General features: G+C 66.3%; 23 protein-coding genes. 7 read left to right on the forward strand and 16 right to left on the reverse strand.

Annotated features, from left to right (window positions below; translation table 11 throughout):
• Positions 1–7 precede the first annotated feature (7 nt).
• The 6 genes from aroB to CCOS865_RS26930 all read left to right on the forward strand — a co-directional run bounded on the left by aroB (position 8) and on the right by CCOS865_RS26930 (position 10,861).
• Positions 8–1,105 carry a 3-dehydroquinate synthase gene (aroB, locus tag CCOS865_RS26905; protein ID WP_119146638.1) on the forward strand — a complete coding sequence of 366 codons (1,098 nt, stop codon included), beginning with the start codon at positions 8–10 and terminating at the stop codon, positions 1,103–1,105.
• A gap of 15 nt (positions 1,106–1,120) precedes the next feature.
• Positions 1,121–2,737, forward strand: a complete 1,617-nt coding sequence (locus tag CCOS865_RS26910) for an AAA family ATPase (RefSeq protein WP_119146640.1) — start codon at positions 1,121–1,123, stop codon at positions 2,735–2,737.
• 372 nt (positions 2,738–3,109) lie between these two features.
• On the forward strand, positions 3,110–7,555 hold the full coding sequence (gltB, locus tag CCOS865_RS26915) for a glutamate synthase large subunit (RefSeq protein WP_119146642.1): 4,446 nt from the start codon (positions 3,110–3,112) through the stop codon (positions 7,553–7,555).
• 122 nt (positions 7,556–7,677) lie between these two features.
• Complete coding sequence (locus tag CCOS865_RS26920; RefSeq protein ID WP_119146644.1) at positions 7,678–9,096, forward strand: FAD-dependent oxidoreductase; 1,419 nt, start codon at positions 7,678–7,680, stop codon at positions 9,094–9,096.
• A gap of 239 nt (positions 9,097–9,335) precedes the next feature.
• On the forward strand, positions 9,336–10,400 hold the full coding sequence (gene hemE / locus CCOS865_RS26925; protein WP_119146646.1) for a uroporphyrinogen decarboxylase: 1,065 nt from the start codon (positions 9,336–9,338) through the stop codon (positions 10,398–10,400).
• A gap of 113 nt (positions 10,401–10,513) precedes the next feature.
• A complete protein-coding gene (locus tag CCOS865_RS26930) occupies positions 10,514–10,861 on the forward strand; it encodes a NirD/YgiW/YdeI family stress tolerance protein (RefSeq protein ID WP_119146648.1) in 348 nt (115 codons plus the stop codon).
• A 36-nt stretch (positions 10,862–10,897) separates the two neighbouring features.
• Here the strand turns inward: CCOS865_RS26930 and CCOS865_RS26935 are convergent, their stop codons facing one another.
• Entirely contained in the window at positions 10,898–12,142 is a 1,245-nt protein-coding gene (locus tag CCOS865_RS26935) for an MFS transporter (protein WP_119146650.1), read from the reverse strand.
• 125 nt (positions 12,143–12,267) lie between these two features.
• Here CCOS865_RS26935 and CCOS865_RS26940 point away from each other — a divergent pair, with 125 nt between their 5' ends.
• A complete protein-coding gene (locus tag CCOS865_RS26940) occupies positions 12,268–13,164 on the forward strand; it encodes a LysR family transcriptional regulator (RefSeq protein WP_119146652.1) in 897 nt (298 codons plus the stop codon).
• A 39-nt stretch (positions 13,165–13,203) separates the two neighbouring features.
• On the opposite strand, the gene CCOS865_RS26945 is transcribed toward CCOS865_RS26940, so the two are convergent.
• From CCOS865_RS26945 to CCOS865_RS27015, 15 genes are read right to left on the reverse strand one after another with little or no spacing between them, the layout of a single operon-like run.
• Complete coding sequence (locus CCOS865_RS26945) at positions 13,204–13,632, reverse strand: hypothetical protein (protein ID WP_119146654.1); 429 nt, start codon at positions 13,630–13,632, stop codon at positions 13,204–13,206.
• Between the two features lie 32 nt (positions 13,633–13,664).
• Positions 13,665–14,891, reverse strand: coding sequence for a beta-ketoacyl-ACP synthase (locus tag CCOS865_RS26950; RefSeq protein ID WP_119146656.1), 1,227 nt, complete (start codon positions 14,889–14,891; stop codon positions 13,665–13,667).
• Positions 14,891–15,619, reverse strand: coding sequence for a 3-oxoacyl-ACP reductase FabG (fabG, locus tag CCOS865_RS26955; protein WP_119146658.1), 729 nt, complete (start codon positions 15,617–15,619; stop codon positions 14,891–14,893). Before fabG ends, CCOS865_RS26950 begins: the two co-directional genes overlap by 1 nt.
• A complete protein-coding gene (locus tag CCOS865_RS26960; RefSeq protein WP_119146660.1) occupies positions 15,612–16,082 on the reverse strand; it encodes a hotdog family protein in 471 nt (156 codons plus the stop codon). Before CCOS865_RS26960 ends, fabG begins: the two co-directional genes overlap by 8 nt.
• A complete protein-coding gene (locus CCOS865_RS26965) occupies positions 16,079–17,260 on the reverse strand; it encodes a beta-ketoacyl-[acyl-carrier-protein] synthase family protein (RefSeq protein ID WP_119146662.1) in 1,182 nt (393 codons plus the stop codon). The genes CCOS865_RS26960 and CCOS865_RS26965 overlap by 4 nt, the downstream gene beginning before the upstream one ends.
• Positions 17,257–17,745, reverse strand: coding sequence for a DUF3261 domain-containing protein (locus CCOS865_RS26970; protein WP_119146664.1), 489 nt, complete (start codon positions 17,743–17,745; stop codon positions 17,257–17,259). Before CCOS865_RS26970 ends, CCOS865_RS26965 begins: the two co-directional genes overlap by 4 nt.
• Positions 17,742–20,063: an MMPL family transporter gene (locus CCOS865_RS26975; protein ID WP_208644570.1), complete on the reverse strand. Its 2,322-nt coding sequence runs from the start codon at positions 20,061–20,063 to the stop codon at positions 17,742–17,744. Before CCOS865_RS26975 ends, CCOS865_RS26970 begins: the two co-directional genes overlap by 4 nt.
• The gene (locus CCOS865_RS26980) at positions 20,053–20,655 is read right to left on the reverse strand and encodes an outer membrane lipoprotein carrier protein LolA (protein WP_119146666.1); all 603 of its coding nucleotides are present in this window, start codon (positions 20,653–20,655) and stop codon (positions 20,053–20,055) included. Before CCOS865_RS26980 ends, CCOS865_RS26975 begins: the two co-directional genes overlap by 11 nt.
• Positions 20,652–21,077: an acyl-CoA thioesterase gene (locus tag CCOS865_RS26985; RefSeq protein WP_119146667.1), complete on the reverse strand. Its 426-nt coding sequence runs from the start codon at positions 21,075–21,077 to the stop codon at positions 20,652–20,654. Before CCOS865_RS26985 ends, CCOS865_RS26980 begins: the two co-directional genes overlap by 4 nt.
• Complete coding sequence (locus CCOS865_RS26990; RefSeq protein ID WP_119146669.1) at positions 21,070–22,602, reverse strand: HAL/PAL/TAL family ammonia-lyase; 1,533 nt, start codon at positions 22,600–22,602, stop codon at positions 21,070–21,072. The genes CCOS865_RS26985 and CCOS865_RS26990 overlap by 8 nt, the downstream gene beginning before the upstream one ends.
• Positions 22,599–23,522, reverse strand: a complete 924-nt coding sequence (locus CCOS865_RS26995; protein ID WP_119146671.1) for an LpxL/LpxP family acyltransferase — start codon at positions 23,520–23,522, stop codon at positions 22,599–22,601. Before CCOS865_RS26995 ends, CCOS865_RS26990 begins: the two co-directional genes overlap by 4 nt.
• The gene (locus tag CCOS865_RS27000) at positions 23,519–24,253 is read right to left on the reverse strand and encodes a glycosyltransferase family 2 protein (protein ID WP_119146673.1); all 735 of its coding nucleotides are present in this window, start codon (positions 24,251–24,253) and stop codon (positions 23,519–23,521) included. Before CCOS865_RS27000 ends, CCOS865_RS26995 begins: the two co-directional genes overlap by 4 nt.
• A complete protein-coding gene (locus CCOS865_RS27005; protein ID WP_119146675.1) occupies positions 24,246–25,919 on the reverse strand; it encodes an ApeI family dehydratase in 1,674 nt (557 codons plus the stop codon). The genes CCOS865_RS27000 and CCOS865_RS27005 overlap by 8 nt, the downstream gene beginning before the upstream one ends.
• A complete protein-coding gene (locus CCOS865_RS27010; protein WP_119146677.1) occupies positions 25,916–26,461 on the reverse strand; it encodes a COG4648 family protein in 546 nt (181 codons plus the stop codon). The genes CCOS865_RS27005 and CCOS865_RS27010 overlap by 4 nt, the downstream gene beginning before the upstream one ends.
• On the reverse strand, positions 26,458–26,712 hold the full coding sequence (locus CCOS865_RS27015) for an acyl carrier protein (protein ID WP_119146679.1): 255 nt from the start codon (positions 26,710–26,712) through the stop codon (positions 26,458–26,460). Before CCOS865_RS27015 ends, CCOS865_RS27010 begins: the two co-directional genes overlap by 4 nt.
• Between the last annotated feature and the right edge of the window lie 9 nt (positions 26,713–26,721).

Below are 26,721 nucleotides of genomic sequence, written 5' to 3' on the forward strand. Positions count from 1 at the left end.
GGGATACATGCAGACACTAAAGGTCGATCTGGGCGAACGCAGCTACCCGATCTACATTGGCGAAGGCCTGCTGGATCAGCCTGAGCTGCTCGCACCGCACATTGCCGGGCGCCAGGTTGCCATCGTTTCCAACGAAACCGTCGCGCCTCTGTATCTCGACCGCTTGAGTCGCACGCTGGGCGCCTATGCCGTGGTGCATGTGGTGCTGCCCGACGGCGAAGCCTACAAGAACTGGGAAACCCTGCAGCTGATCTTCGATGGCCTGCTCACCGCCCGTCACGACCGGCGCACCACCGTGGTCGCCCTCGGCGGCGGCGTCATCGGTGACATGGCCGGCTTCGCCGCCGCCTGCTATCAGCGCGGTGTGGACTTCATCCAGGTGCCGACCACGCTGCTGTCCCAGGTGGATTCTTCGGTTGGCGGCAAGACCGGCATCAACCACCCGCTGGGCAAGAACATGGTCGGTGCCTTCTATCAGCCCAATGCGGTGCTGATCGACACCACCAGCCTCAAGACCCTGCCGCCGCGTGAGCTGTCGGCGGGCCTGGCTGAAGTCATCAAGTACGGCCTGATCTGCGACAAGCCGTTCCTCGATTGGCTCGAACAGAATATGGCCGCCCTGCGCGGCCTCGACAACAGCGCCCTGACCGAGGCCATTCGCCGCTCCTGCGCGGCCAAGGCCGCCGTGGTCGGTGCCGACGAGCGTGAGACGGGCGTGCGCGCCACCCTCAACCTCGGCCACACGTTTGGCCACGCCATCGAGACCCACATGGGCTACGGTGTCTGGCTGCATGGCGAAGCCGTGGCGGCGGGCACGGTGATGGCCCTGGAAATGTCCATGCGCCTGGGCTGGATCGACCAGCCCGCGCGTGATCGCGGAATTCGCCTGCTGCAGGACGCAGGATTGCCGGTGGTGCCACCACAGGAAATGACCCCGGCGCATTTCATGGAGCATATGGCGGTCGACAAGAAGGTGCTCGACGGTCGCTTGCGGCTGGTGCTGTTGCGCCAGTTGGGCGAGGCCGTGATCACCGACGACTATCCGAAAGAGATCCTTCAGGCCACGCTGGCGGCGGATTACCGCGCGATCGTGGCCCAGCTTTGAGGTTGTGACAGCGCAATGACCAGTTTGCATGCCGATGAGGCGTTTCTCGACCATTACCAGCTGAGCCACGATCCGTTCGCGCCGCGTGTGCCCGGCTTCAAGTTCTTCCCGGCCCAGCGCAAGCCGGTGCTTGGCCAACTCCACCACCTGGCCCGTTACAGTCAGCTGATGCTGGTGGTCACCGGGCCGTTGGGCAGTGGCAAGACCTTGCTGCGCCAGGCCCTGGTGGCGAGTACCAACAAGCAGTCGGTGCAGAGCGTGGTGGTGTCCGCGCGCGGCGCCAGCGATGCCGCCAGCGTGCTCGGCCAGGTCGCCCAGTCGCTGGGTGTGGCCCAGCCCGAGGTGCAGTCGATCCTGTCGCAGGTGGTGCAACTGGCCCTGACCGGCCAGGAAGTCTATCTGTTGGTGGACGATGCGGAACAACTCGACGAGTCGGCACTCCAAGCGTTGCTGGAGTTGGCGGCGGGCGTGCCGGAAGGGCGTCCGCATGTGTTCCTGTTCGGTGAGCCTTCGCTGATTGCCGGGTTGGACGAGCTCGATGCGGCGGGTGAGCGGTTTCACGTCATCGAGCTGGCCCCCTATAGTGAAGAGGAGACCCGCGAGTACCTGGAGCAGCGCCTGGACGGTGCTGGCCGGGGCATCGAGGTGTTCACCGCTGAACAGATCGCCGATATCCATGAACATTCGGACGGTTGGCCTGGCACCATCAACCAGGTCGCCCGCGATACCTTGATCGAAGCCATGATCGCCACCCGCAGTACGGCGAAGCGACCATCCATGGGGTTCAATATGCCTAAGAAACACGTGCTCGCGTTGTCTGCTGTCGTCGTGGTCGCCGTTGCCGCGGCGGTCCTGATGCCCAAGAAGGGCGCCGACAAGGTCCCCACCGACGCACCGGCGGCCCAGGCTCAACTGCCGCTGGGTGAAGGTCAGCCGGCCGCCGGCCAGTCGAACAATGGCAACCCGGCCATCGAGTTCTCCGGGTCTTCCCAGCCGATGCCGCTGCCGTTGGTCGGCCAGTCGCAGCCGGTGATGCGCGAGCCGCTGGCCGAAGCCGCTGGCATGGGCGATGGCGACGAGACCGGCCCGGCGGGCGACACTGCCCTGCAGCCGTCCAACCCGCCTACCGTGACCACCATTGCGCCGCCGGCAGGCGTGCCTGCCGGGCCTGCGGTGACGCCGGCCCAGCCGATTGCCAGTGCCCCGAGCCAGCCGGTTGCGCCAGCACCCAAGCCGGTTGCAACCCAGCCTGCCAAGCCGGTTGCACCTGCCAAGCCAGCCCCTGAACCGGTTCAGGTCGCCACTGCCAAGCCCGCCGCCAAACCGGCCGCCGGCGGCAGCGGCAACAGCAGCTGGTACAGCGGCCAGAAGGCCGGCAATTATGTGGTGCAGATCCTCGGCACCAGCTCCGAGGCGTCGGCCCAGTCGTTCGTCAAGGCGCAGGGTGGCGACTATCGCTACTTCAAGAAAAACCTGCAGGGCAAGCCGCTGTACGTGATCACCTACGGCAACTTTGCCAACCGCGATGCAGCGGTTGCGGCAATCAAGAACTTGCCAGCGAAGGTCCAGGCTGGTAAACCTTGGCCACGTACCGTCGGCAGCGTCCAACAAGAGCTGGCCACGGCCCGCTGATACCTTCCGGGCGGCACCACCCCGCCGCCCAGATGCTGAGCGACTCCTGACTTTCGTCTAGCCTGCTGCGTTGAACGCGGCAGGCTTTTCTGTCCCAGACTGCCGGCCACAAGCCCTGTGTTGCAGTTCAGGCTGAAACGCTTCAGACTCCGGTCATTGCCGTACCACGGCGACAGGCCAAAAACATTCAAAATTGCGACATAAATTTTCAACGAAGCGTCGTTAAAATTTGTGGGCTTCCCTGTCGCTGTGCAACAATGGTTTCAGTTGCCCCCCGCAAAAAAGCTGGCATTCGACCGGTGTGGATGGTAAGTGGTTGTACTAAAAAGAGATTTGCCTCCGTCGAGAGGTGAACCTGGTGAGAATGTGTCTATGAAAACAGGTCTGTACCATCCCGAAGAATTCAAGGACAACTGTGGTTTTGGCCTGATCGCCCATATGACGGGCGAGCCAAGTCACCACCTTCTGCAAACTGCCATGCAGGCATTGACCTGCATGACCCACCGCGGTGGGATCAACGCCGACGGCAAGACCGGCGACGGTTGCGGCTTGCTCATGCAGAAGCCCGATCAGTTCCTGCGCGCCATGGCTCAAGAGCACTTCGCCGTCGAGCTGCCCAAGCAGTACGCCGTGGGCATGGTGTTCTTCAACCAGGACCCGGTCAAAGCCCAGGCTGCCCGCGCCAACATGGACCGCGAGATCCTCGCCGCCGGCCTGCAGCTGGTGGGCTGGCGCAAAGTGCCGATCGACACCAGCGTGCTCGGTCGCCTGGCCCTCGAGCGCCTGCCGCAGATCGAACAGGTGTTCATCGGCGGTGACGGCCTGAGCGATCAGGAATTCGCCATCAAGCTGTTCAGTGCTCGTCGCCGCTCGTCCGTGGCCAACGCCCACGACGCCGACCACTACATCTGCAGCTTCTCGCACAAGACCATCATCTACAAAGGCCTGATGATGCCGCGCGATCTCGCGGCGTTCTATCCAGACCTCGACGATCAGCGCCTGCAAACCGCGATCTGCGTGTTCCACCAGCGCTTCTCGACCAACACCCTGCCGAAATGGCCGCTCGCGCAGCCGTTCCGCTTCCTCGCCCACAACGGCGAAATCAACACCATCACCGGCAACCGCAACTGGGCCATGGCCCGTCGCACCAAGTTCGCCAACGACCAGATCCCCGACCTCGAAGAACTCGGCCCGCTGGTCAACCGTGTCGGTTCCGACTCCTCGAGCATGGACAACATGCTCGAGCTGATGGTCACCGGTGGCATCGACCTGTTCCGCGGCGTGCGCATGCTGGTACCGCCGGCGTGGCAGAACGTCGAGACCATGGACGCCGACCTGCGCGCGTTCTATGAATACAACTCCATGCACATGGAACCGTGGGATGGCCCGGCCGGCATCGTCATGACCGAAGGGCGTCACGCGGTCTGCCTGCTCGACCGCAACGGCCTGCGCCCGGCGCGTTGGGTCACCACGCGCAACGGCTACATCACCATCGCCTCGGAAATCGGCGTCTGGGGCTACCAGCCTGAAGACGTCATCGCCAAGGGCCGGGTCGGCCCGGGCCAGATCTTTGCCGTGGACACCGAAACCGGGCAGATCCTCGACACCGACGCCATCGACAACCGCCTCAAATCGCGCCATCCGTACAAGCGCTGGTTGCGCCAGCACGCCACGCGTATCCAGGCGACCCTGAGCGACGACCAGGGCGCGGCCAGCTACGACGCTGACCAGCTCAAGCAATTCATGAAGATGTTCCAGGTCACCTTCGAAGAGCGTGACCAGGTGCTGCGTCCGCTCGGCGAGCAGGGCCAGGAAGCAGTCGGCTCGATGGGTGACGACACGCCGATGGCGGTGCTGTCGCAGCGCGTGCGTTCGCCGTACGACTTCTTCCGCCAGCAGTTCGCGCAGGTCACCAACCCGCCGATCGACCCGCTGCGCGAAGCGATCGTGATGTCGCTGGAAATCTGCCTGGGTGCCGAACGCAACATCTTCCAGGAGTCCCCGGAGCATGCTTCGCGGGTGATCCTCAGCTCGCCGGTCATCTCGCCTGCCAAGTGGCGCGCGCTGATGAGCCTGGAGCGCGAAGGCTTCGAGCGTCAGCTGATCGACCTCAACTACGAAGAAAGCCTCGGCCTCGAAGCCGCCATCCGCAACATCGCCGATCAGGCTGAAGAAGCGGTGCGTGGCGGCAAGACCCAGCTGGTGCTGAGCGACCGTTTCATTGCCCCGGGCAAACTGCCGGTGCATGCCTCCCTCGCGGTCGGCGCGGTGCACCACCGCCTGACCGAGAAGGGCCTGCGCTGCGACAGCAACATCCTGGTCGAGACCGCCACCGCGCGTGACCCGCACCACTTTGCCGTACTGCTCGGCTTCGGCGCCTCGGCGGTCTATCCGTACCTGGCCTACGAAGTGCTGGCCGACCTGATCCGCACCGGCGAAGTGCTGGGTGATCTCGACGAAGTCTTCAAGTACTACCGCAAGGGCATCTCCAAGGGCCTGCTGAAGATCCTCTCGAAGATGGGCATCTCGACCGTTGCGTCCTACCGCGGTGCGCAGCTGTTCGAGGCCATTGGCCTGTCCGACGAAGTGGTCGGCCTGAGCTTCAAGGGCGTGCCGAGCCGCATCAAGGGCGCGCGCTTCGTCGACCTCGAAAGCGACCAGAAGCTGCTCGCCGCCGAAGCCTGGAGCGCGCGCAAGCCGATCCAGCAAGGTGGCCTGCTGAAGTTCGTCCACGGGGGCGAGTACCACGCCTACAACCCGGACGTGGTCAACACCCTGCAGGCCGCCGTGCAGCAGGGCGACTACGCCAAGTTCAAGGAATACACCGCGCTGGTCGACACCCGTCCGGTGTCGATGATCCGCGACCTGCTCAAGGTCAAGGTCGCCGAGCAGCCGCTGGCGCTGGACCAGGTCGAGCCGCTGGAGGCGATCCTCAAGCGCTTCGACTCCGCCGGTATCTCGCTCGGCGCGCTGTCGCCCGAAGCCCACGAGGCGCTGGCCGAGGCCATGAACCGCCTCGGCGCGCGCTCCAACTCCGGTGAGGGCGGCGAAGACCCGTCGCGCTACGGCACCGTGCGCAGCTCGAAGATCAAGCAGGTCGCCACCGGCCGCTTTGGTGTCACCCCGGAATACCTGGTCAACGCCGAAGTGCTGCAGATCAAGGTCGCCCAGGGCGCCAAGCCAGGTGAAGGCGGCCAGCTGCCAGGCGGCAAGGTCAACGGCCTGATCGCCAAGCTGCGCTATGCGGTACCCGGCGTGACCCTGATCTCGCCACCGCCGCACCATGACATCTACTCGATCGAAGACCTGGCCCAGCTGATCTACGACCTCAAGCAGGTCAATCCGCAGGCGCTGGTCTCGGTCAAGCTGGTCGCAGAAGCCGGTGTCGGCACCATCGCCGCTGGCGTGGCCAAGGCCTATGCCGACCTGATCACCATCTCCGGTTACGACGGCGGCACCGGCGCTTCGCCGCTGACCTCGATCAAGTACGCCGGCGCGCCGTGGGAACTGGGCCTGGCGGAAACCCACCAGACCCTGCGCGGCAACGACCTGCGCGGCAAGGTCCGGGTACAGACCGACGGCGGCCTGAAAACCGGCCTGGACGTGATCAAGGCCGCCATCCTCGGCGCCGAGAGCTTCGGCTTCGGCACCGCGCCAATGATCGCCCTGGGCTGCAAGTACCTGCGCATCTGTCACCTGAACAACTGCGCCACCGGCGTCGCCACGCAGAACGACAAGCTGCGCAAGGATCACTACATCGGCACCGTCGACATGGTGATCAACTTCTTCAAGTTCGTCGCTGAAGAGACCCGTGAGTGGCTGGCCAAGCTGGGCGTCAGCAGCCTCGGCGAGCTGATCGGTCGTACCGACCTGCTCGACGTGCTGCCCGGCGACACCGAGCGCCAGCATCACCTGGACCTCACGCCGCTGCTGGGCAGCTCGCACATCCCGGCCGACAAGCCGCAGTTCTGCGAAGTCGACAAGAACCCGCCGTTCGACAAGGGCGAGCTGGCCGAGAAGATGGTCGAGATGGCCTTGCCGGCGATCCGCGACCAGGCCGGTGGCGAGTTCAGCCTGGACATCTGCAACTGCGACCGTTCCATCGGTGCGCGTATCTCCGGCGAAATCGCCCGGCTGTACGGCAACCAAGGCATGGCCGCCAAGCCGATCACCTTCCGCTTCAAGGGTACCGCCGGGCAGAGCTTTGGCGTGTGGAACGCCGGTGGCCTGAACCTGCACCTGCAAGGCGACGCCAACGACTACGTCGGCAAGGGCATGACCGGTGGCAAGGTCACCATCGTGCCGCCGGCCGGCAGCCCGTTCAAGACCCAGGACAGCGCCATCGTCGGCAACACCTGCCTGTACGGCGCCACGGGCGGCAAGCTGTTCGCCGCCGGTACCGCGGGTGAGCGCTTCGCTGTGCGTAACTCCGGCGCCCACGCTGTGGTCGAGGGCACCGGTGATCACTGCTGTGAATACATGACCGGCGGCTTTGTCTGCGTTCTGGGCAAGACCGGTTACAACTTCGGTTCTGGCATGACTGGCGGCTTTGCCTACGTGCTCGACATGGACAACAGCTTCGTCGACAAGCTCAACCACGAACTGGTGGAAATCCAGCGCATCAGTGGTGAAGCGATGGAGGCCTACCGTAGCCACCTGGCGCGGGTCCTTGCCGAGTACGTCGATGAGACCGGCAGCGAGTGGGGGCGTGAGCTCTCGGAGAACCTGGACGACTACGTGCGGCGCTTCTGGCTGGTCAAGCCGAAGGCGGCCACGCTCAAGCAGTTGTTGTCCAGCACCCGTGCCAACCCGCAGTAAAAGCAGCTGCAAGTGGCAAGCCCCCAACTGCAGGTAAAAGCAGTGCGGGGTTTGCCCGGCTTACGTGATCGTCTTGTGGCTTGCAGCCTAGTGCTAGCAGCTGCTGTAAAGAGGTATTGAAAATGGCTGAACGTCTGAACAACGACTTCCAGTTCATCGAAGTCGGGCGCAAAGACCCGAAGAAAAAGCTCCTGCGTCAGCGCAAGAAAGAGTTCGTCGAGATCTACGAGCCCTTCAAGCCCCAGCAGTCCGTCGACCAGGCGCACCGCTGCCTGGGTTGCGGCAACCCGTACTGCGAATGGAAGTGCCCGGTGCACAACTTCATCCCCAACTGGTTGAAGCTGGTCTCCGAAGGCAACATCCTCGCCGCCGCCGAGCTGTCGCACCAGACCAACACCCTGCCGGAAGTGTGCGGCCGTGTGTGCCCGCAAGACCGTCTCTGCGAGGGTGCCTGCACCCTCAACGACGGCTTCGGCGCGGTGACCATCGGTTCGGTCGAGAAGTACATCACCGACACCGCCTTCGCCATGGGCTGGCGCCCGGACATGTCCAAGGTCAAGCCGACCGGCAAGCGTGTCGCGATCATCGGTGCCGGCCCGGCGGGCCTGGGCTGCGCCGATGTGCTGGTGCGCGCCGGGGTGACCCCGGTGGTGTTCGACCGCAACCCTGAGATCGGTGGCCTGCTGACCTTCGGCATCCCCGAGTTCAAGCTGGAAAAGACCGTGCTGAGCCATCGCCGCGAAGTCTTCACCGGCATGGGCATCGAGTTCCGCCTGAACACCGAGGTGGGCAAGGACATCACCATGGAGCAGCTGCTCGCCGAGTACGACGCAGTGTTCATGGGCATGGGCACCTACACCTACATGAAGGGCGGTTTCCCCGGTGAAGACCTGCCAGGCGTGCACGATGCACTGGACTTCCTGATCGCCAACGTCAACCGCAACCTGGGCTTTGAAAAGTCGCCGGAAGACTTCGTCGACATGAAGGGCAAGAAGGTCGTGGTGCTCGGCGGTGGTGACACCGCGATGGACTGCAACCGCACCTCGATCCGCCAGGGCGCCAAGTCGGTGAGCTGTGCCTATCGCCGCGACGAGGCGAACATGCCGGGCTCGCGCAAAGAGGTGAAGAACGCCAAGGAAGAGGGCGTCAAGTTCCTCTACAACCGCCAGCCGATCGCCATTGTTGGTGAAGACAAGGTCGAAGGCGTCAAGGTCGTCGAGACTCGCCTGGGCGAGCCGGACGCACGTGGCCGTCGCAGCCCGGAGCCGATCCCGGGTTCCGAAGAGATCCTCCCGGCAGACGCCGTGGTGATCGCCTTTGGTTTCCGTCCGAGCCCGGCGCCGTGGTTCGAGCAGTACGCTATCCAGACCGACAGCCAGGGCCGCGTGATCGCCCCGGAGCAGAGCAAGTTCAAGCACCAGACCAGCAACCCGAAAGTGTTTGCCGGTGGCGACATGGTGCGCGGTTCGGACCTGGTGGTGACGGCGATCTTCGAAGGCCGTGTGGCCGCCGAGGGCATCCTCGACTACCTCGAAGTCTGATGGATCCTGGGGCCGCGTTGCGGCCCTTTCGCTACCCAAGGCCGCTCCCACAGGGGCCGCGTACACCTGTGAGTGCGCGGTCTCTGTGGGAGCGGCCTTGCTTCGCGATCGAGGCGAAGCCCTCGCCGGATGTAACTTGTATACAAAAAGATTGATCCAAGGCATACGGGCAGACAAACAACCGTGCCTTTTCGCTGTGCGTCTGAGAAAATGCCTGCACTATTTTTCCGGATGCCGACATGACTGCCCTGAAGAACGATCGTTTCCTGCGTGCACTGCTCAAGCAACCTGTAGACGTCACCCCCGTCTGGATGATGCGCCAGGCCGGCCGCTACCTGCCGGAGTACCGCGCCAGCCGGGCCAAGGCCGGCGACTTCATGAGCCTGTGCATGAACCCTGAGTTCGCCTGCGAAGTCACCCTGCAGCCACTCGAGCGCTACCCGCTGGACGCAGCGATCCTCTTCTCGGACATCCTCACCATCCCCGACGCCATGGGCCAGGGCCTGTACTTCGAGACCGGCGAAGGCCCGCGTTTCAAGAAGGTCGTCAGCACCCTGGCCGACATCGAGGCGCTGCCGATCCCCGATCCGCACAAGGACCTGGGTTACGTGATGGACGCGGTCAGCACCATCCGTCGCGAGCTCAACGGCCGCGTGCCGCTGATCGGCTTCTCCGGCAGCCCCTGGACCCTGGCCACCTACATGGTCGAAGGCGGTTCGTCGAAAGACTTCCGCAAGACCAAGGCGATGCTCTACGACAACCCGCAGGCCATGCACCTGCTGCTCGACAAGCTCGCCCAGTCGGTCACCAGCTACCTCAACGGCCAGATCCAGGCCGGTGCCCAGGCGGTGCAGATCTTCGACACCTGGGGTGGCAACCTGTCGGCGGCGGCCTACCAGGAGTTCTCCCTGGCCTACATGCGCAAGATCGTCAGCGGCCTGATCCGCGAGCATGACGGGCGCAAGGTGCCGGTCATCCTGTTCACCAAGAACGGCGGCATGTGGCTCGAAAGCATCGCCGACGCGGGTGCTGACGCACTGGGCCTGGACTGGACCTGCGAGATCAGCGACGCGCGTCGCCGCGTGGGTGACAAGGTCGCATTGCAGGGCAACATGGACCCGACCGTGCTGTACGCCAAGCCCGAGGCGATTCGCCAGGAAGTCGGGCGGATCCTTGCCAGTTATGGCAAGGGCACGGGGCACGTGTTCAACCTCGGCCACGGCATCACCCCTGAGGTCGACCCCGCGCATGCCGGCGTGTTCATCAACGCGGTGCACGAGTTGTCTGCGCAGTACCATCAGTGATCCGTCGCTGAATAAAAAACCCGGCCATGTGCCGGGTTTTTTGTGCATTAAGGTTAAATTCAGCGATCGTCGCTAATCTGGTCCCAATCCAAACCGATACAGGACCTGATCCCATGAAAGCTCGCTACCTTGCTCTGATCCTCGCCCCACTGTTCAGCACCGCCGCCCTGGCCAACACCTACACCGGCCCGGGTGCCCAGCCGGTCACCACCGTTGCCGCTGCCAACGAAGCCGCCGACGACACCCGCGTGGTGCTGCAGGGTTTCGTCACCAAGAAGCTGGATAACGACGACAAGTACGAGTTCAAGGACAACACCGGCACCATCAAGGTCGAGATCGACGATGAAGACATGCCCGCCGCCGGCTTCAACGACAAGACCAAGGTCAAGCTGACCGGCGAAGTCGAGAAGAACCTGATGAGCCGCGAAGTGGATGCGGACATCGTCGAGATCATCAACTGATCGTTTGTGCCTCGGGGCTGCGTGGCAGCCCCGGCGTCACGCCGTCTTGGGTGCCAGCCGACTCAGGTGCAGCGCCACCAGCAACGCCACGGCCAGCAGGCTGCCGATAAACAGCCCGATGCCGTTCCACCCGGCCATGTGCCAGAACACCCCACCGGCCGTCCCGGCCACGCTCGACCCCGCGTAGTAGCAGAACAGGTACAGCGACGACGCCTGTCCCTTGGCCTTCAACGCCCGTCGGCCAATCCAGCTGCTGGCCACCGAGTGCGCCCCGAAGAAGCCGAAGGTGAACACCAGCATGCCCAGCACCACCATCGGCAATGGGTTGGCCATGGTCATCAGCATGCCGCCGGCCATCACCAGGATGCTCGCCCAGAACACCTTGCGCCGGCCCAGCCTGTCCGCCAGGGCGCCGACCTGCGCCGAGCTGTAGATGCCCGACAGGTAGACCACCGAGAGCAAGCCGACCAGCGCCTGGTTCATGTGATACGGCTCGGCCAGCAGGCGGTAACCGATGTAGTTGAACAGGGTGACGAACGCGCCCATCAGCAAGAACGCCTCGAGGAACAGCCACGGCAAGCCGGCATCGCGAAAGTGCATGACGAAGCCGTCGAGCAAGCTGCGCGGGTTCATCGCCTGCGGGCGGAAATTGCGAGACTCCGGCAGGACCCTCCAGAACACCACCGCCGCCACCAGCGCCAGGCCGCCGATGACCAGCATCGCCGTGTGCCAGCTGACGAAGTCGATCAGCACGCCGCTGATCAGCCGCCCACTCATGCCGCCAATGGCGTTGCCGCCGATGTACAGGCCCATGGCCAGGCCGATGTGCTGCGGGTGGATTTCTTCGCTCAGGTAGGTCATCGCCACCGCTGCCAGGCCACTCAACGACAAGCCGACCAGGGCCCGCGTCGCCAGCACCAGTTCCCAGCTCGGCATGACCGCGCTGGCCAGGGTCGACAGCGCGGCGCAGACCAGCGCAAAGACCATCACCGGCTTGCGGCCTATACGGTCGGAAATCGGCCCGGTGATCAGCAGCCCGATGGCCAGCATCGCCGTCGCCACTGACAGCACCAGGCTGCTCTGCGCGGCATTGATCGCGAACTCGTGCGACAGCAGCGGCATCATGGGTTGCACGCAGTAGAGCAGGGCAAAGGTGGCGAAGCCGCCGCTGAACAGGGCCAGCACGGTCTTGAGGAAGGCCGGTGTGCCTTTCTCGATCCAGATGTCGTTGAGGGCGGCAGGCTCAGGGTCGGCAGGCAGTGGGGCTACAGCTGTTTTCACGAAGGGTTACCTCGGGCGCGAAGGCCGGTGTTGCGAATTGAAAAAAGCATATAGCTGGCTAATGATTAGATCCAATATATTGTTCGACCTGTTTAAGACGTTTTACGACTCGTTTGGAGCTGATCATGGAACTGCGCCACCTGCGCTACTTCATCGCCGTTGCCGAAGAACTGCACTTTGGCCGCGCCGCGCAGCAACTGGGCATTTCCCAACCGCCCTTGAGCCAGCAGATCCAGGCGCTGGAGCAGGAACTCGGCGCCCGGCTGTTCGAGCGTACCAATCGTCGGGTCGAGCTCAGCGAAGCGGGGCGGCTGTTTCTCGACGAGGCGCGCCAGGTCCTGGCCCAGGTCGAAAAGGCCGCCGACGTCGCGCGGCGGGCGCAACTGGGCGAGCTGGGCGAAATGAAGATCGGCTTTACCTCGTCAGCGCCGTTCACCTCGAAGATCCCCAAGGCGATCCACGCGTTTCGCCAGCGCTTCCCGGCGGTGCACCTCAACCTCAAGGAGATGAGCAGCCGCGACGTCGCCGAAGCGGTGTTCGACGAATCCATCGAAGTCGGTCTGATGCGGCCCATGCCGTTGCCCGCCGGGCTGGTCGCTACCGAGCTGTTCCGCGAGCCACTGGTGGCGGTGATCAATGCCTCGCATCCGCTGGCCGAAGGCAGCGAGCAGGGCCTGCACATGGCCGCGCTGGCGCACGAACCGTTCGTGTTCTTCCCGCGCAGCTATGGCAGCGGCTTGCACGCGCAACTGCTGAGCCTCGCGCGGCAGGCAGGCTTCAGCCCGCACTTTGCCCAGGAGGCGGGGGAGGCGATGACCATTATCGGTCTGGTGTCGGCGGGGTTGGGGGTGTCGGTGCTGCCGGCGTCTTTCCAGCGCATGCGCATTGATGGCGTGGTGTACCGGACATTGCTGGATGAAGGCGCAGGGACGGCGGTCTGGCTGGTGCAGCGGCAGAAAGGCGGTTCAGCGATGGCCACCGCGTTTGCCGAGTTGCTGACGGGCAATGGGCTACACGGTTAGTGCTTCATCGCGGGCTTGCCCCGCGATGAAGGGCTCGGATCAGTTCTGGGTGGTGGCCGACTGGCGCATGATGTTGTCGGTCGCCAGGTTGTTCAGCTCACGCAGGATGTTCTTGTCCAGGTTGGCCACCCAGCGGTTGTAGTTGCGGTGAATGCTGCCGTTCTTGTAGTCCATCTCGCGGCTGTCGCGGTAGCTGATGCGGTATTCGCTGGCGCTGTAGTGGATATCCACCGCCGCGTAGTGGGTGCCGCGCACCAGGATGTCCGCCTGGATCAGCCCCGGCGCGAGCTTTTGCGCGGTCCAGCCGCGGTTGGCGATACCCTTGAGGATCGCCAGCTGCACCTGCGACTGGCTATAGCCATGGTTGGCCACCAGTTGCTCGGAAGGGTTCAACACAGGTTTCGAGGTGCAGCCGGCCAGGCCGATCAGCGCCAGGCCCAATGCCGTGGCGCGCAGTAACGAAGACATTCCTTTCTCTCCAGTCATTCAGTAGGTATTGCTCAGTGCCAGCGGCGGAAAATCAACGACGTGTTGACCCCGCCAAAAGCGAAATTATTGTTCATCACGTACTCGTTGCTCATCGCCCGCATGGCACCACGCAGGTAATCCAGCTCGGCGCAGCGCGGGTCGATGTGATCGAGGTTGAGGGTGTGCACGTACTGGTCGCGGTTCATCATCTCGATGCTGAACCACGACTCGAGCGCGCCACAGGCCCCCAGGGTATGGCCGAGAAAGCTCTTCTGCGAGCTGATCGGCATCCGCGCGCCAAACAGCGCGTGGGTGGCCTGGGTCTCGGCGATATCGCCCTGCTCGGTGGCGGTGCCATGGCCGTTGACGTAGCCGATGGCATCAGGCGCCAAGCCGGCATCCTCCAGCGCCAGTTCCATCGCACGGCGCATGGTGGCCTGCTCCGGGCGAGTGATGTGCTGGCCATCGGCGTTGCTGCCAAAGCCGACGATCTCGGCATGGATGCGCGCGCCGCGGGCCAGCGCGTGCTGCAGTTCCTCGAGCACCAGCATGCCGCCGCCTTCGCCGACCACCAGGCCGTCACGGGCGCTGTCGTAAGGGCGTGGCGAGAGGTGCGGGGTGTCGTTCTTCAGGCTGGTGGCGTACAGCGCGTCGAACACCATCGCCTCGGTCGGGCACAGCTCTTCGGCGCCACCGGCGAGCATCATCGGCAGGCGCCCGAACTTGATCGCCTCGTAGGCATAGCCGACGCCCTGGCTGCCACTGGTGCACGCGCTGGAGGTGGGGATCAGGCGCCCGGTGAGGCCAAAGAAGATGCTGATATTGGCCGCCGTGGTGTGCGGCATCATGCGCACGTAGGAGTTGGCGTTGAGGCCATCGGCGCGCGAATTGAGCAGCATGTTGCCGAACGCCTTGATCTCGTCGGTGCTGCCCGCCGAGGAGCCGCAGGCCACGCCCATGCGGCCGTCGCGAATGCTCGGGTCGTCGAGCAGGCCGGCATCGGCCAGCGCCCGCTCGGCGGCGGCGACCGCCAGGCGCGCCACCCGGCCCATGCTGCGCAGCTGCTTGCGGGTCCAGTGGGCGGGCACCTGGAAGTCGTCGATCGGGGCGCCGAGGCGGGTGTTGAGCTCCTCGAAGCGGTCCCACTCGTGCATCCGGCGGATGCCGCTGTGGTGATTGGCGAAATGCCCGGCAAGCGTCTCCCAGTCATTGCCCAGCGCAGTGATGCCGGCCATGCCGGTGACCACGACCCGGCGCATCAGCACAGCCCTCCGTTGACCGAAATGACCTGGCGGGTGATGTAGGCTGCCTCATCGGACATGAGGAAGTTCACCACGCCGGCGACTTCCTCTGGCGTGCCCATGCGCTGCGCCGGGATCATCTTCAGCAGCTCCTCGACCGGCACGTGCTCATCGAGCATGGCCGTGTCGATCAGCCCCGGGGCGACGCAGTTGACGGTGATGCGGCGCTTGCCCAGCTCGATCGCCAGGGCTTTTGCAGCACCGATCAGGCCGGCCTTGGAGGCGCTGTAGTTGACCTGGCCGCGGTTGCCGATCAGCCCCGAGACCGAGGTGATGCAGACGATGCGCCCGGGGGCGCGGCGGCGGATCATCGGCATCATCAGCGGGTGCAGAACGTTGTAGAAGCCATCCAGGTTGGTGCGCATGACCTGGTCCCAATCGTCTTCGCTGAGCGCCGGGAAGGCGCCATCACGGGTCAGGCCGGCATTGCACACCACGCCGTAATAGGCGCCATGCGCCTCGACATCTGCAACGAGCAGGGCCGCGCAGGCCGCCCGGTCGGCGATATCGAACTGCAGGATGCGCGCCTGGCGCCCCAGCCCGCGCACGGCTTCGGCAACCGCCTCGACTTCGCTGCGGCCACTGCGACAGTGCAGCACCAGGTCATGGCCGGCGCGCGCCAGGCGCAGGGCGATGGCGCGGCCGATGCCACGGCTGGAGCCGGTGACGAGGATGGTGTCAGTCATGCGGGTGGTCCTCAGGGGCCGCTTCGGCCAGGTACTGGCTCGCCTGGGGCGGGCGGTAGACATTCAGGCGGGCACTGGCATGGATGCCATCGCCGCGCAGGTGGCATTCGAACACACCCATGCCGTTGTCGTCTTCCAGCGAGCGCTGGGCATGGATGCGCAGCTCGGTACCCGCGGGAAAATGCTCGACGTTGCACGCGAACTTGCGCGTGCCGAGCAGAAAGCCCATCTCCACTGCCTGGCCGAGGCGTCGCGCACGATGACCGGCGTAGGCCGCCACGCTCTGCGCCATCAGCTCGAGGGCCAGCCAGGCCGGCAGGCTGCCGTCGGCACGGTTGAACTGGCCGCCCGCCCGCACCGTGGCGTGGGTGTGGATCTGCTCCTCGTCACAGCTGTCGATGGCGTCTATCAGGATCATGTCACCGGCGTGCGGCAGCAGGTCGGCCAAGGGCCAGGTGGTCATGGTGCGTCTCCGAGAATCAGGCTGACATTGTTGCCACCAAAGGCGAACGAGTTGCTCATCAACCGGCGCGGGCCTTGGCCTGGCAGGCGATGGTTGGCCTCGACCAGCGTCAGCCGGGGCAGCTCAGGGTCGTGCTGGCCGTCCCAGCAATGGGGCGGCAGCAGGCCGTGGGGGTTGTGCTCGCTCAGGGTCAACCAGCAAAAAGCCGCCTCCAGCGCGCCGGCGGCGCCGAGCGTGTGGCCGGTCATCGGCTTGCTCGACGAGCACGGCAGGTTGGCGCCGAACAGGTGGTGTACGGCCCGGCACTCCATGGCGTCGTTATGCGCGGTGGCGGTGCCGTGCAGGTTCAGGTAGTCGATCTGCGCGGGCGTCAGCCGGGCATTGTCCAGCGCTTTGCCCATGGCCTGCAAGGCGCCCTTGCCGTTCGGCTCGGGCGCGGAGATATGGTAGGCGTCAGAGCTGGCACCCGCGCCCAGCAGGGCGGTGCCCGGCCCTTCGCGGGTCATCAGGAACAGTGCCGCGGCTTCGCCGATATTGATGCCGTCACGGTTGACCGAGAGCGGGTTGCAGCGCTGTGCACTGACCGCCTCCAGCGCCGTGAAGCCGTTCAGGGTCAGGCCGCACAGGCTGTCGACGCCGCCGCACAGCACCGCATCGCACAGGCCCAGGTCGAGCAGCCGGCGGGCACTGAGCAAGGCCCGGCCACTGGAGGTGCATGCGGTCGAGATGACGTAGGCTGGCCCTTCGAGTTGCAGCCAGGCGGCGAGAAACGCAGCCGGTGCGCCAAGCGCCTGCTGGTCATAGCGATAGTCGTCGGGGAACTGCCCGCTGCGCAGGTAATCGGCTATCCCGCTGCTGGCTTCTGCGATCCCGGAGGTGCTGGTGCCCAGCACGATGCCGATGCGCTGGCGGCCATGCCGGTCGATGGCCTGGCGGATGGCCGGCTCGATCTGCAGCGCCGCGGCGTACAGCAGCTGATTGTTGCGGCTCTGCTGAGTCGGCAGCGGCAGTGGCGGCAGCGGGGCGTCGACGGCACCGACCGGCAGGCACCGGTCAGGCACCCAGCCGTGCGCTGCGCGCATGCCCGAGCAGTCGCCGGCAAACAACCGGCGGGCGACCTCGGCCTGGCCCTGGCCGAGGGCACAGACCAGGCCCAGAGCATTCAGGTAGGCGGTCATGGCGCAGGCTCGTTGGGCAAAGGGCTGACGTGATAACGCAGGCCTTGGGCGAGGCTCAGGGTGAAATCGTCGGCCTGGCGGTAGTCGACCTGCCAACGCGTACCCAGCGAGCGCCGCAGGCCTCTCTGGCGCGCCTGTGGATAAAGTCGCGCCAGTTCGGTTTGCGGGGTCAGGGCAAACAGCACGGCGGCGAACAGCTCACGCGCAGCGGGATTGGGCGGCAGCAGGCCATCCGCGCGCCAAGTGTGGCCATCGAGCAGTTGGCGCGCCTGGGGGATGCCCATCAGGTCCAGCAGCGACCAGCGCAACTGGCCGTTCTCAGCCTGTACCACCAGCAGCCAGTCCTGGCGTTGTGCGTCTTGCTCGCGCTGTACATGCAGTTGCTGCGGCAGCTCCAGCATGGGTTGCCGGGCGGGCAGCGGCGGCTGCGCAGCGCAGGCGGCGAGCAACAGGGGCAGCAACAACAGCGACAGCAGGCGTTTCATGGCAGCGGGGTCTCTCGTTCGCGGGGTGCGGCCCAGGGCGCAAGGACAAAACTGAAGGCCAGGCCGAGGCTGACCGCCAGGCCGAAGTTGCTCACCGCCGGGGTACTCGACAGCGCCAACAGGCCGAACGACAGCCAGGTGGTCAGTGCCGCCAGCAGGGTGCCGAGCAAACTGACCGCAGCGCCACCGATCCGTTCATGCATGAGGATCGCATAGTCGACGCTGATGGCCGTCACCAGCAACAGCCCGAACAGGCTGAACAGGGTCAGCGGTTGGCCCAGCCAGCCGAGGCTGGCCAGGCTGCACAGCGCGGCGAGTAACGGCAGGGCGACCAGGCGCAGCGCGCCGCCCAGGCCGAACGGCAGCACCAGCAGGGCCAGGATCAACACGCAGGACAGCAGCTTGAGTTCGGCGGCGCTGATCTGGGTGGCGGCAAACAGCTGGTTCAACTGGCCGAGCCGGTCGACCAGTTGCACGCCCGCCAGCTCATCGGTCTGCAAGCGCAGCAGGGCCGGGTCGTTGAGCCCTTGCAGGCTGACGATCGCAGCCACGCCGCTGGCGTCCTGGCCCAGCCACAACGGCCGCCAGGCTTCGCCGAGCGGGCCGGCCAGGACCTCCTCGATCGAGCGATCGGGCAGCTGGCGCAGGTGCTCCAGTTCTGCCGTCAACGCGGCCTGCGGCACGCCCAAGGCCAGCAGCGGCTGCCAATGCCGGGGTAACTGCGCGAGGGCGCTGCGCGCCTGCTGCTGCTCGGCGGGGCTGGCCACCAGCTGACTGAGGCTCATGTAGCCCTTGAGCTTGTCCAGCGCAGCCAGTTCGTCGAGCTTGCCGCTCAACGCCCGCAGGCGCTCGAGCAGTTGCCCCGGGTCGGCGCCACGCACCAGGTAGAACTGGCTGGTCGGTTGGTAGCCGGTGATACGCGCCACGGCCTGCGCCTCTTCGAGCAGTTGCGGTGAGCTGCCGACCCATTGGCGAATGTCGTTGCGGCTGTCCAGTTGCCACAGGCCCGCCGCACAAAACACCAGCAGCAGGCCCAGCAGCACGGCACTGTGGACGTTGCGCAGCAAGCGCTCACGCAGCGCGGTGAGGGCTTGCGCGAGGCGCAGCGGCCACTGTGCCGGGCGCAGCTCGACACCTTGCAGCAGGGCGGGCAGCAGGCACACCGCGCTCAGGTAGGCGCCGACCAGGCCGGCCGCAGAGAACACGGCGATTTGCGTGAGTGCCGGAAACGGCGTGAAGGCCAGCGCCAGGTAGCCGATGCAACTGGTCGCCAGGCTCAGGCTCAGCCCCGGCAGGGTCAGCCGCAGCGCCGTCCAGCTGTGCCAGGGGCGCAGGCTCCAGCCCTTCGACAGGTAGTGCAACGGGTAGTCCACGGCCACCCCGATCAGGCTCGAGCCCAGCACCAGGGTCATCACATGCATCTTGCCGAACAGGGCGACGCAGGCCACAGCGCCGAACAGCATGCCCACCAGCACCGGGACGAAGGCCAGCAGCACCCGCCAGCGGCGGAATGCCAGCAACAGCAACAGCAGAATGCCCAGCGTGGCGCCGCCGCCCACCCAGGTGATCTCGCGGCTGGCCTGGCGCTGGCCGTTGGCGGCGTGCAACAGGCCGCTGACGGCCAGCAGCCGGGCGCCGTCGTGCTCGGCGTGCAGGCGACTGGCCGCGAGCAGGTCCGCCACTTGCAATGGCAGCTTCAGGTCAAAGGCGTCGCCCAAGCTGCGCGCGCGCAACAACACCCACTGCTGGCCGTCGGCTTCGGCGATCAGCGCGCCGCTGGCGGTGTCGAGCTGAATGTTGGCCGGTTTCGGCTGGCTGGCCTGGATGCGCCCAGTCAGGCCCAGCCAATCCTCTTGGCTGGGCACCAGGCTGAAGCCGCTGAACGGGTCGAACAGGCTTTGCACACGCTGTTCGACAAAGGCCTGGGGCTGGTCAAGCAGTTGCTGGCGGTCGCTGGCCGAGAGCATCGCCAGGCGACCTTGCAGCAGTTGTTCGCGCACCGCTTGCAGGTCGGTCTGCACGCTCCACTGGACCTTTTCGAACAGGCCGCTGGCCTGCCATTCCCCGGCCAGGCGCTCGGCCATGGCCACCGCCTGCTGGCGCTGCGGGTGGCCGACCAGCACCAGCACCTCGCGGTTGAGCGGCGCCTGCATGCGCTGTTCGGCGCGCTGCACCAGCGGGTCCTGGGTGTCCCCCGGCACCAGCGCCATCAGGTCGCCCGACAGCGGTGCGGCGCCGTGCCACTGCCAGCCGGCGACCGCCAGCACCATTACCAGCAAGGCCAGGAACAGGCGCGGCAGCAGGCGTTCACTCGGCAAAGTCGTTGCGCTCCGTCTCGCTCAAGGCCGGCGCGCCGCGGCTGTCAGGCATCCGGAGTACGGTGCTGTCGCCCTGGGTTTCTTGCAGTTCGATGCGTTCGACGTAACGGCCGCCGGCGATGTCGATGCGCGTGAAGATCTGCTTGAGCAGCAGCGAGCGTGGGTCGAGGCGCAGTTGCCAGTGCTCGGCGCTGCCTTCCAGGGTCAGCGCGAAGTCGCGCTGCAGGCCGCTGCTGTCGCCTTGCAGCACGGCGAAGAACAACCGGTTCTGCTCCGCACCCGCGCTGCGGCTGGGCACGCTTTGCCAGCCGCTCGGGTCACGCCGGGCGATGCCTTGAGCGCTGATCCGGTAGTCCTGGCGCAACGGCGTTTGCAGAAGCCAGAGCAGGCCGTGGTCACGCGCCAGGATGAACTGCCCGCGGCTCAGCAGTGGCTGGGGCAGGGCACGCAGGTGTTTTTCCTGGATGAAGCTGCCTTTGACCACGGCGGGTTCGCTCAGCTGCCGCTGCAGGTCTTGCAGGTCGAACGCCAGGGCCAGCGGGCTGCCGATCAGCAGGGCCAGCGCAGAAACGGCGCGCAGCAGCCTGCTCATGACAGCACCCCGCGCACCGCGTCGAGCATCACCTGCGGCGAGGCCAGCTGCATCTCGCCGCTGTCGATGTGCACCGCGACCTGCACCGTGCTGGCGCGGGTCATGCGTTCGCCGGTGGCGGCGTCGCTGATCAGGTAGTTGATCTTCAGCCGGTGCTCCCACTCGACCAGACTGGCGCGCACGTTCAGCCGCTGGCCGAAGCTGGCGCCGCGGATATAGCGCAGCTGCAGGTCGATCACTGGCCACATGTAGCCGCTCGCCTGCATGCTGCGGTAATCGTGCTGCAGGCTGTCGAGCAGGGCGCAGCGGGCGACTTCGAGGTATTTCACGTAATGGCCGTGCCAGACGATGTGCATGCTGTCGACATCGAAGAACGGCACGACGATCTCGCTGTCGACGTGGAACACCCCAGGGTTACGCATGCAGCCTCCAGTGCTGCTCGGCGATGCGCGCCAGGCACAGGCGCAGTTCGCGCTCCAGGGCGCGGTCCTCGATGACCGGGGCAAAGTCTGCCAGCAACGCCTGATGCATGGTCTCCAACGCCGGTGGCAATGGCCGTGCATCCGCCTGGCGAGCACGCAGCCAGACGCCCTGGTTGGCAGCCAGCAAGCTCGCCGCGGCGACCTGTTCGGTCAGCTCGAGCACGCGCAGGGCATCGCGTGCGGCGATCGTACCCATGCTCACCTTGTCCTGATTGTGGCATTCGGTGGAGCGCGAAAAGACACTGGCCGGCATGGTCTGCTTGAGGGCTTCGGCGGTCCATGCGCTGGCGCCGATCTGCACGGCCTTGAAGCCATGGTTGAGCATGGCGCGGTCGGCCTGGGCACCGGACAGGTTGCTCGGCAGGCCATGGTTGTAGCGCACGTCGACCAGCAGCGCGAGCTGCCGGTCGAGCAGGTCGGCGACGTTCGCCACCAGGGTTTTCAGGCTGTCCATGGCAAAGGCGATATGGCCGCCATAGAAGTGCCCGCCGTGCAGCACGCGCTCGGCGTCACCGTCGATGATCGGGTTGTCGTTGGCGCTGTTCAGTTCAGTCTCGATAAAGCTGCGCAGCCAGCCCAGGCTGTCGGCCAGTACCCCGAGCACGTGCGGCGCGCAGCGCAGCGAGTAGCGGTCTTGCAGGCGGTGCAGCGGCGCAGCCGGCGCCTCGATGGCCAGGTCCTGGCGCAGCCAGGCGGCGACCTGGGTCTGGCCGGGGTGCGGCTTGGCGGCGAACAGGCGCTCGTCGAAATGCTCCGGGTTGCCTTGCAGGGCGATGACGTTGAGCGCGGTGATGCGCGTGGCCAGCTTGAGCAGGTAGTCGGCGCGGCCGAAGGCCAGGCAGGCCAGGCCGGTCATCACCGCCGTGCCGTTCATCAGGGCCAAGGCCTCTTTCGGCCGCAGCACCAGCGGCTGCCAGCCGAGTTGGCGATGGACATCGGCGCTGCTGCGCTGCTCGCCCTGGTAGAGCACTTCGCGCTCGCCAGACAAGGTGGCTGCCACGTACGACAGCGGCGTCAGGTCGCCACTGGCGCCCACCGAGCCTTCTTCGGGGATCAGCGGCAGGATGTCATGCGCGAGAAACGCCTGCAGGCGCTCCAGCAGCTCGAAGCGCACCCCGGACATGCCGTGGCTCAGCGAGCGCAGCCGCGCCGCCAGCACCGCACGGGTGGCGGCCGGCTCGAGCAGCTTGCCCAGGCCGCAACCGTGAAAGGTGTACAGGTGGATCGGCAGCGCCTCCACGTGCTCCGGCGGCACCGCCACCACGCAGGAATCGCCATACCCGGTGGTGACGCCGTAGATCACCCCTTCCTTGTCCAGCAGGGTGTCGAGAAAACGCGCGCCGCGGGCGATGCGCTCGCGGTACACAGGGTCCTCTTCGAGGCGTGCGGTGGCCTGGCGCTGGCTGAGGGCGAGGACATCCTCGATGGCGAGCGGCGCCTCGCCGAAGGTTACGGACTGGGTCATCGGTCTTTCCAGAAGGGGTAGAAGTTGAACCACTGGGTCGGCGCCTGTTGGCAATAATGGCCCAGGCGTGCGGCGTAGCGCGTGGCCCATTCGGCGATCACCTGCTCGCGGGTGTCGCGGCGCCAGTGCAGGCGCTCGGCGAACGGCTCCAGGGTGATCCGGTAGCGGCCGTGAAGCTTCAAGCAGAACAGCAGGTTGACCGGGCAGCCGAGCAGCCCGGCCAGCAGCCAGGGGCCTTGCGGCAAGGCCGCCGGATGGCCGAGAAAATCCACCTCGACGGTGCGCGCGCCGTGCAGCGGGATGCGGTCGCCGGCGATCGCCAGCCATTCGCCGCGCTCCAGCCGTTCGGACAGTTGCAGCATGACCGCCGGGTCCAGCTCGCTGACCTGGATCAGCCGCACATGGCTGGCGCCGGCTTCGCCGAGCAGGCGGTTGAAGCGTTCGGCGTGACGGGTGTGCACCAGCACGTTCATGGTCACCTGTTCGCCCAGCTCGGCCAGTGCCCGGCACACCTCGAGGTTGCCCAGGTGCGCGCCGACCAGCATTTGCCCGCGTGCGCCGCGCAGTTGCTGGCGCAGGCCGGCGGGGTCGTCGATCGCGATGTCCTGCAGGCGCAGCTTGCCGTTCCAGGCGTCGAGCTTGTCCAGCAGCGAGTCGGCAAACGCCATGAACTGGCGGAACACCTGCCAGTGGCTGGGTGCCGGCGTGCGCCCGCCGCTCCAGTCGGCCAGGCGTTGCTGGTACTGCCAGGCGCTGCGCCGGGCGCGGCGGCCGAACAGGAAGAAGTACAGCACGATGGCATGGATCAGCGGGCTCAGCAGGCGTCGGCCAAGCAGGCGCACCAGCAGCGCGGTCAGCTTCATCAGCCAGAAGCTGCCGCGCTCGCCGTGCTCGGCCCAGTGCCGTGACGGGCTGCTCATCGGCGCCACCGGCGCCAGAGGATCATCGGTGCGCGCAGCAACATGCCAACGAACAGCTTGGCGTGCATGCGTGAGATCAGCGCGTTGTCGTGCACCAGGCGAAAGTGCGAGAGGCCGTCCTGCGGGTAGTGCACCCGAGTCGGCAGCCAGCGCATCGGCTGTTCGCGCCAGGCCAGGCGCACGAGGATCTCCGGGTCGAAGTCCATCCGCCGGCCGAGGCGCACTGCATCGATCAAGGCCAGCGTCGGTGGCAGCGGGTAGACCCGAAAGCCGCACATCGAATCGGGGATCGCCAGCGACAGGCTGTTGATCCAGACCCACACGTGCGTCAGGTAGCGGGCGTACAGGCGCCCCTTGGGCACGCTGGCGTCGTATTGTGGATAACCGCAGATCAGCGCCTGTGGATGGGCCTGCGACTGGGCCACGAAGGTGGCCACGTCGGCCAGGTCGTGCTGGCCGTCGGCGTCCACCTGCAAGGCATGGCTGAAGCCCAGCCGGGCCGCCTCGCGCAGGCCGGTCATGACCGCCCCGCCCTTGCCCTGGTTGGCGCCGAGGCTGACCAGGAACACCTGTGGCTGCTCGGCCAGCTGGCGCAGCACCGCGGCGCACGGCGCATGGCTGGCGTCGTCGACCAGGACGCAGGGCAGCCCGGCGCGCAGCAGTGCTGCGACCACGCCAGGCAGTGGCTGCTCGTGGTTGTACACCGGGATCACCGCGCAAGGCTTATGCATCGGTCGGCTCCAGCAGAATGCGCCCGCTGGAGCAGGGCTGGCCCTGCAGGCTGAAGGCGAAGTACAGCTTGCTGCGGGGCGCATCGAAACGCAGGGTCAGGTCCAGCTCGTCGCCGGGGCGCACCAGGTGCTGGAACTTGAGCACTTCCATGCCGGCGAAGCGCAGTCCCGGAGGGGTAACCGTGGCGCCAAGGGCGATGGCCCAGTCGATCTGGACCACCCCGGGGAGGATCGGCGTGGTCGGAAAATGGCCGGTGAAGCATGGCAGGTCGGCCGGCACCCACAGGCGCAGTTCCGCCCCGTCATGGCGCTGTTCAAGGATCTCCGGTCGATTGGCCCGCGGCGCCATCAGCAAGGCTTGCACCAGGGCCTGCGGCAGCTTGCCTTGGGCATTCACCGGCAACTCGCGCAGCAACCGCCAGCGGCGTGGCAGGGCCAGGGCTTCGCAATGTGCAGCAAGGTGCTGGCGAAGGCCGTCGAGCAGGGCGCGGCGGCCCTGGCTGCGCAGCGCATGCAGGCCGGCCGGGCTGAGCACCAGCAACGCACCGAGCGCGGCGCGGCCTTCTTCGACCACCCCAAGACGTGCGTCGCTGACCCAGGCGTGGGCGCACAGGGCCTGTTCGAGCTGGGGCAGGGCAATGCGTTTTTCTTCCAGTTTGACGATCCGGTCGAGACGGCCGAGCAGCCGCAAGCGCCCATCGCCGTTGATTTCGGCGGCGTCGGCGGTCTGCTCGAAGTGCCCGGGGGCGAGGTAAGGCGAGGCGACGCGCAGTGCCCCGTGCTCATCAAGCGCAAGCTGGACGCCGTTGAACGGCTGCCACAGGACGTCGCCCTGACGCCAGGCGATGCCGCCGGTTTCCGAGCTGCCGAGGATTTCCGTCGGCCATTGGCCAAGGCGCTGGTGCAGGCGTTCGGCAGCCTGCGCCGGCAGCTGGCCGCCCGACGAGAACACCCGGCGTACCTGGCTCAGCGCCGGCCAGTCGAGGTTGTCACCCATGCGCTTGAGCAGTGCCGGGCTGGTGACCCAGGCGCAGGCCGGGTGCTCGCGGCTGGCACGCTGCAGGTCTTCGGGGAAGGGCAGTGGTTGGCGGCTGAAGCCGCGGCCGGCGCACAGCGGCCAGAGCACGCGGAACAGCAGCCCGTAAATATGTTGGGTGGCGACACTGCCGATGATCCAGGCATCGCCGAGCGCCTCGCCCCAGAGCTGCTCGAGGGCGCTGACTTCATTGCCCAGCTGGCGCAGGCGCTTGTCGATCAGCTTGGCTTCGCCACTGGAGCCCGACGTGCACAGGCCGATCCGGCAGTGATCCAGGTCGAGGTCGGCGGGCGGCAGCGCTGCGCCTTGCAGCTGTGCGATGCCGTGGTCGGAGGGCTGGTCGCTGAGCCACAGGTCGACCTGGTCGTGCCAGCGGGCGCGGGTCTGCGCTTGCAGGTCACTGGGCAGCAGCACCTGCACCCCGGCGCGCCAGGCGCCGAGCAGGGCAATCGCCAGCTCGCCGGCATCCTGCAGGTGCACCGCCAGGCGCTGGATGCCTCGCTCACGCAGGCCGCCAGCCAGGCGCAGGGCCTGGGCGCACAGGTCGGCGTGATCGAGTGCCGGCGCCAGGGTCACCGGCCGCGGCACATCCAGTGGCCGCAGCAGGTGCTCGGGGTTGATCCAGTTCATGCGCGTCCTCGCACCTGTTGTCGTATCAGCCATTCGCCGGCAAACAGCAGGCCCATCGCGATATAGGCGATCAGGCCGTTATACAGCGTCCACCAGGCCAGCGGCGCCCACAGGGTCAGGCCCGCAGCGATCAGCCCGTTGACCAGGAAGAACCCGCACCACACCTCGGTCACCCGGCGGGTATAGCCGATGGCTGCAGCGGGCAGTTCAGGCTCACGCAGCCGGGCCAGGCGCTCGACCAGTGGCGGCCCGTATTTCAGGCTGGCGCCGAACAGCACCAGCATGAAGCCGTTGACCAGCACCGGGTACCAGCGCAGCAGCGCGGCACTGTCGGACACCGCCAGCAGCCCGCAGAAGCCCAGTGCCACGACGCTCATCCAACGGTTGCCGGGCCGGCGCGGCGCACTCAGCCCGCGCGCCAGCCACAGGCCGCCGAGCAGCACGGCGAATTGCCAGGGCGCGAAGTGGCCGAGGCCAAGGTGCACGGCAAACGGATACAGCACGCCGGCCAGCACCAGCACGGGGCCGACCAGGCGTTTCATGCCGCGCTGTTGACCAGGCGGAACACGGCGTCGACCACGTCACCGACGGTGCGCACCGACTTGAAGTCTTCGGCGCTGATCTTCTTGCCGGTCTGGCGCTTGATGTGGTCGATCAGGTCGATGGCATCGATGCTGTCGATTTCCAGGTCCTGGTACAGGTTGGCGTTGGCGTTGATGCTCGCCGGGTCCAGTTCGAACAGTTCGACCAGGGCGTCGCGCAGGATGTTGAAGATGTCTTCGCGGGTTTGCATGGTGCGGTC

Source organism: Pseudomonas reidholzensis, assembly GCF_900536025.1.
GTDB lineage: Bacteria > Pseudomonadota > Gammaproteobacteria > Pseudomonadales > Pseudomonadaceae > Aquipseudomonas > Aquipseudomonas reidholzensis.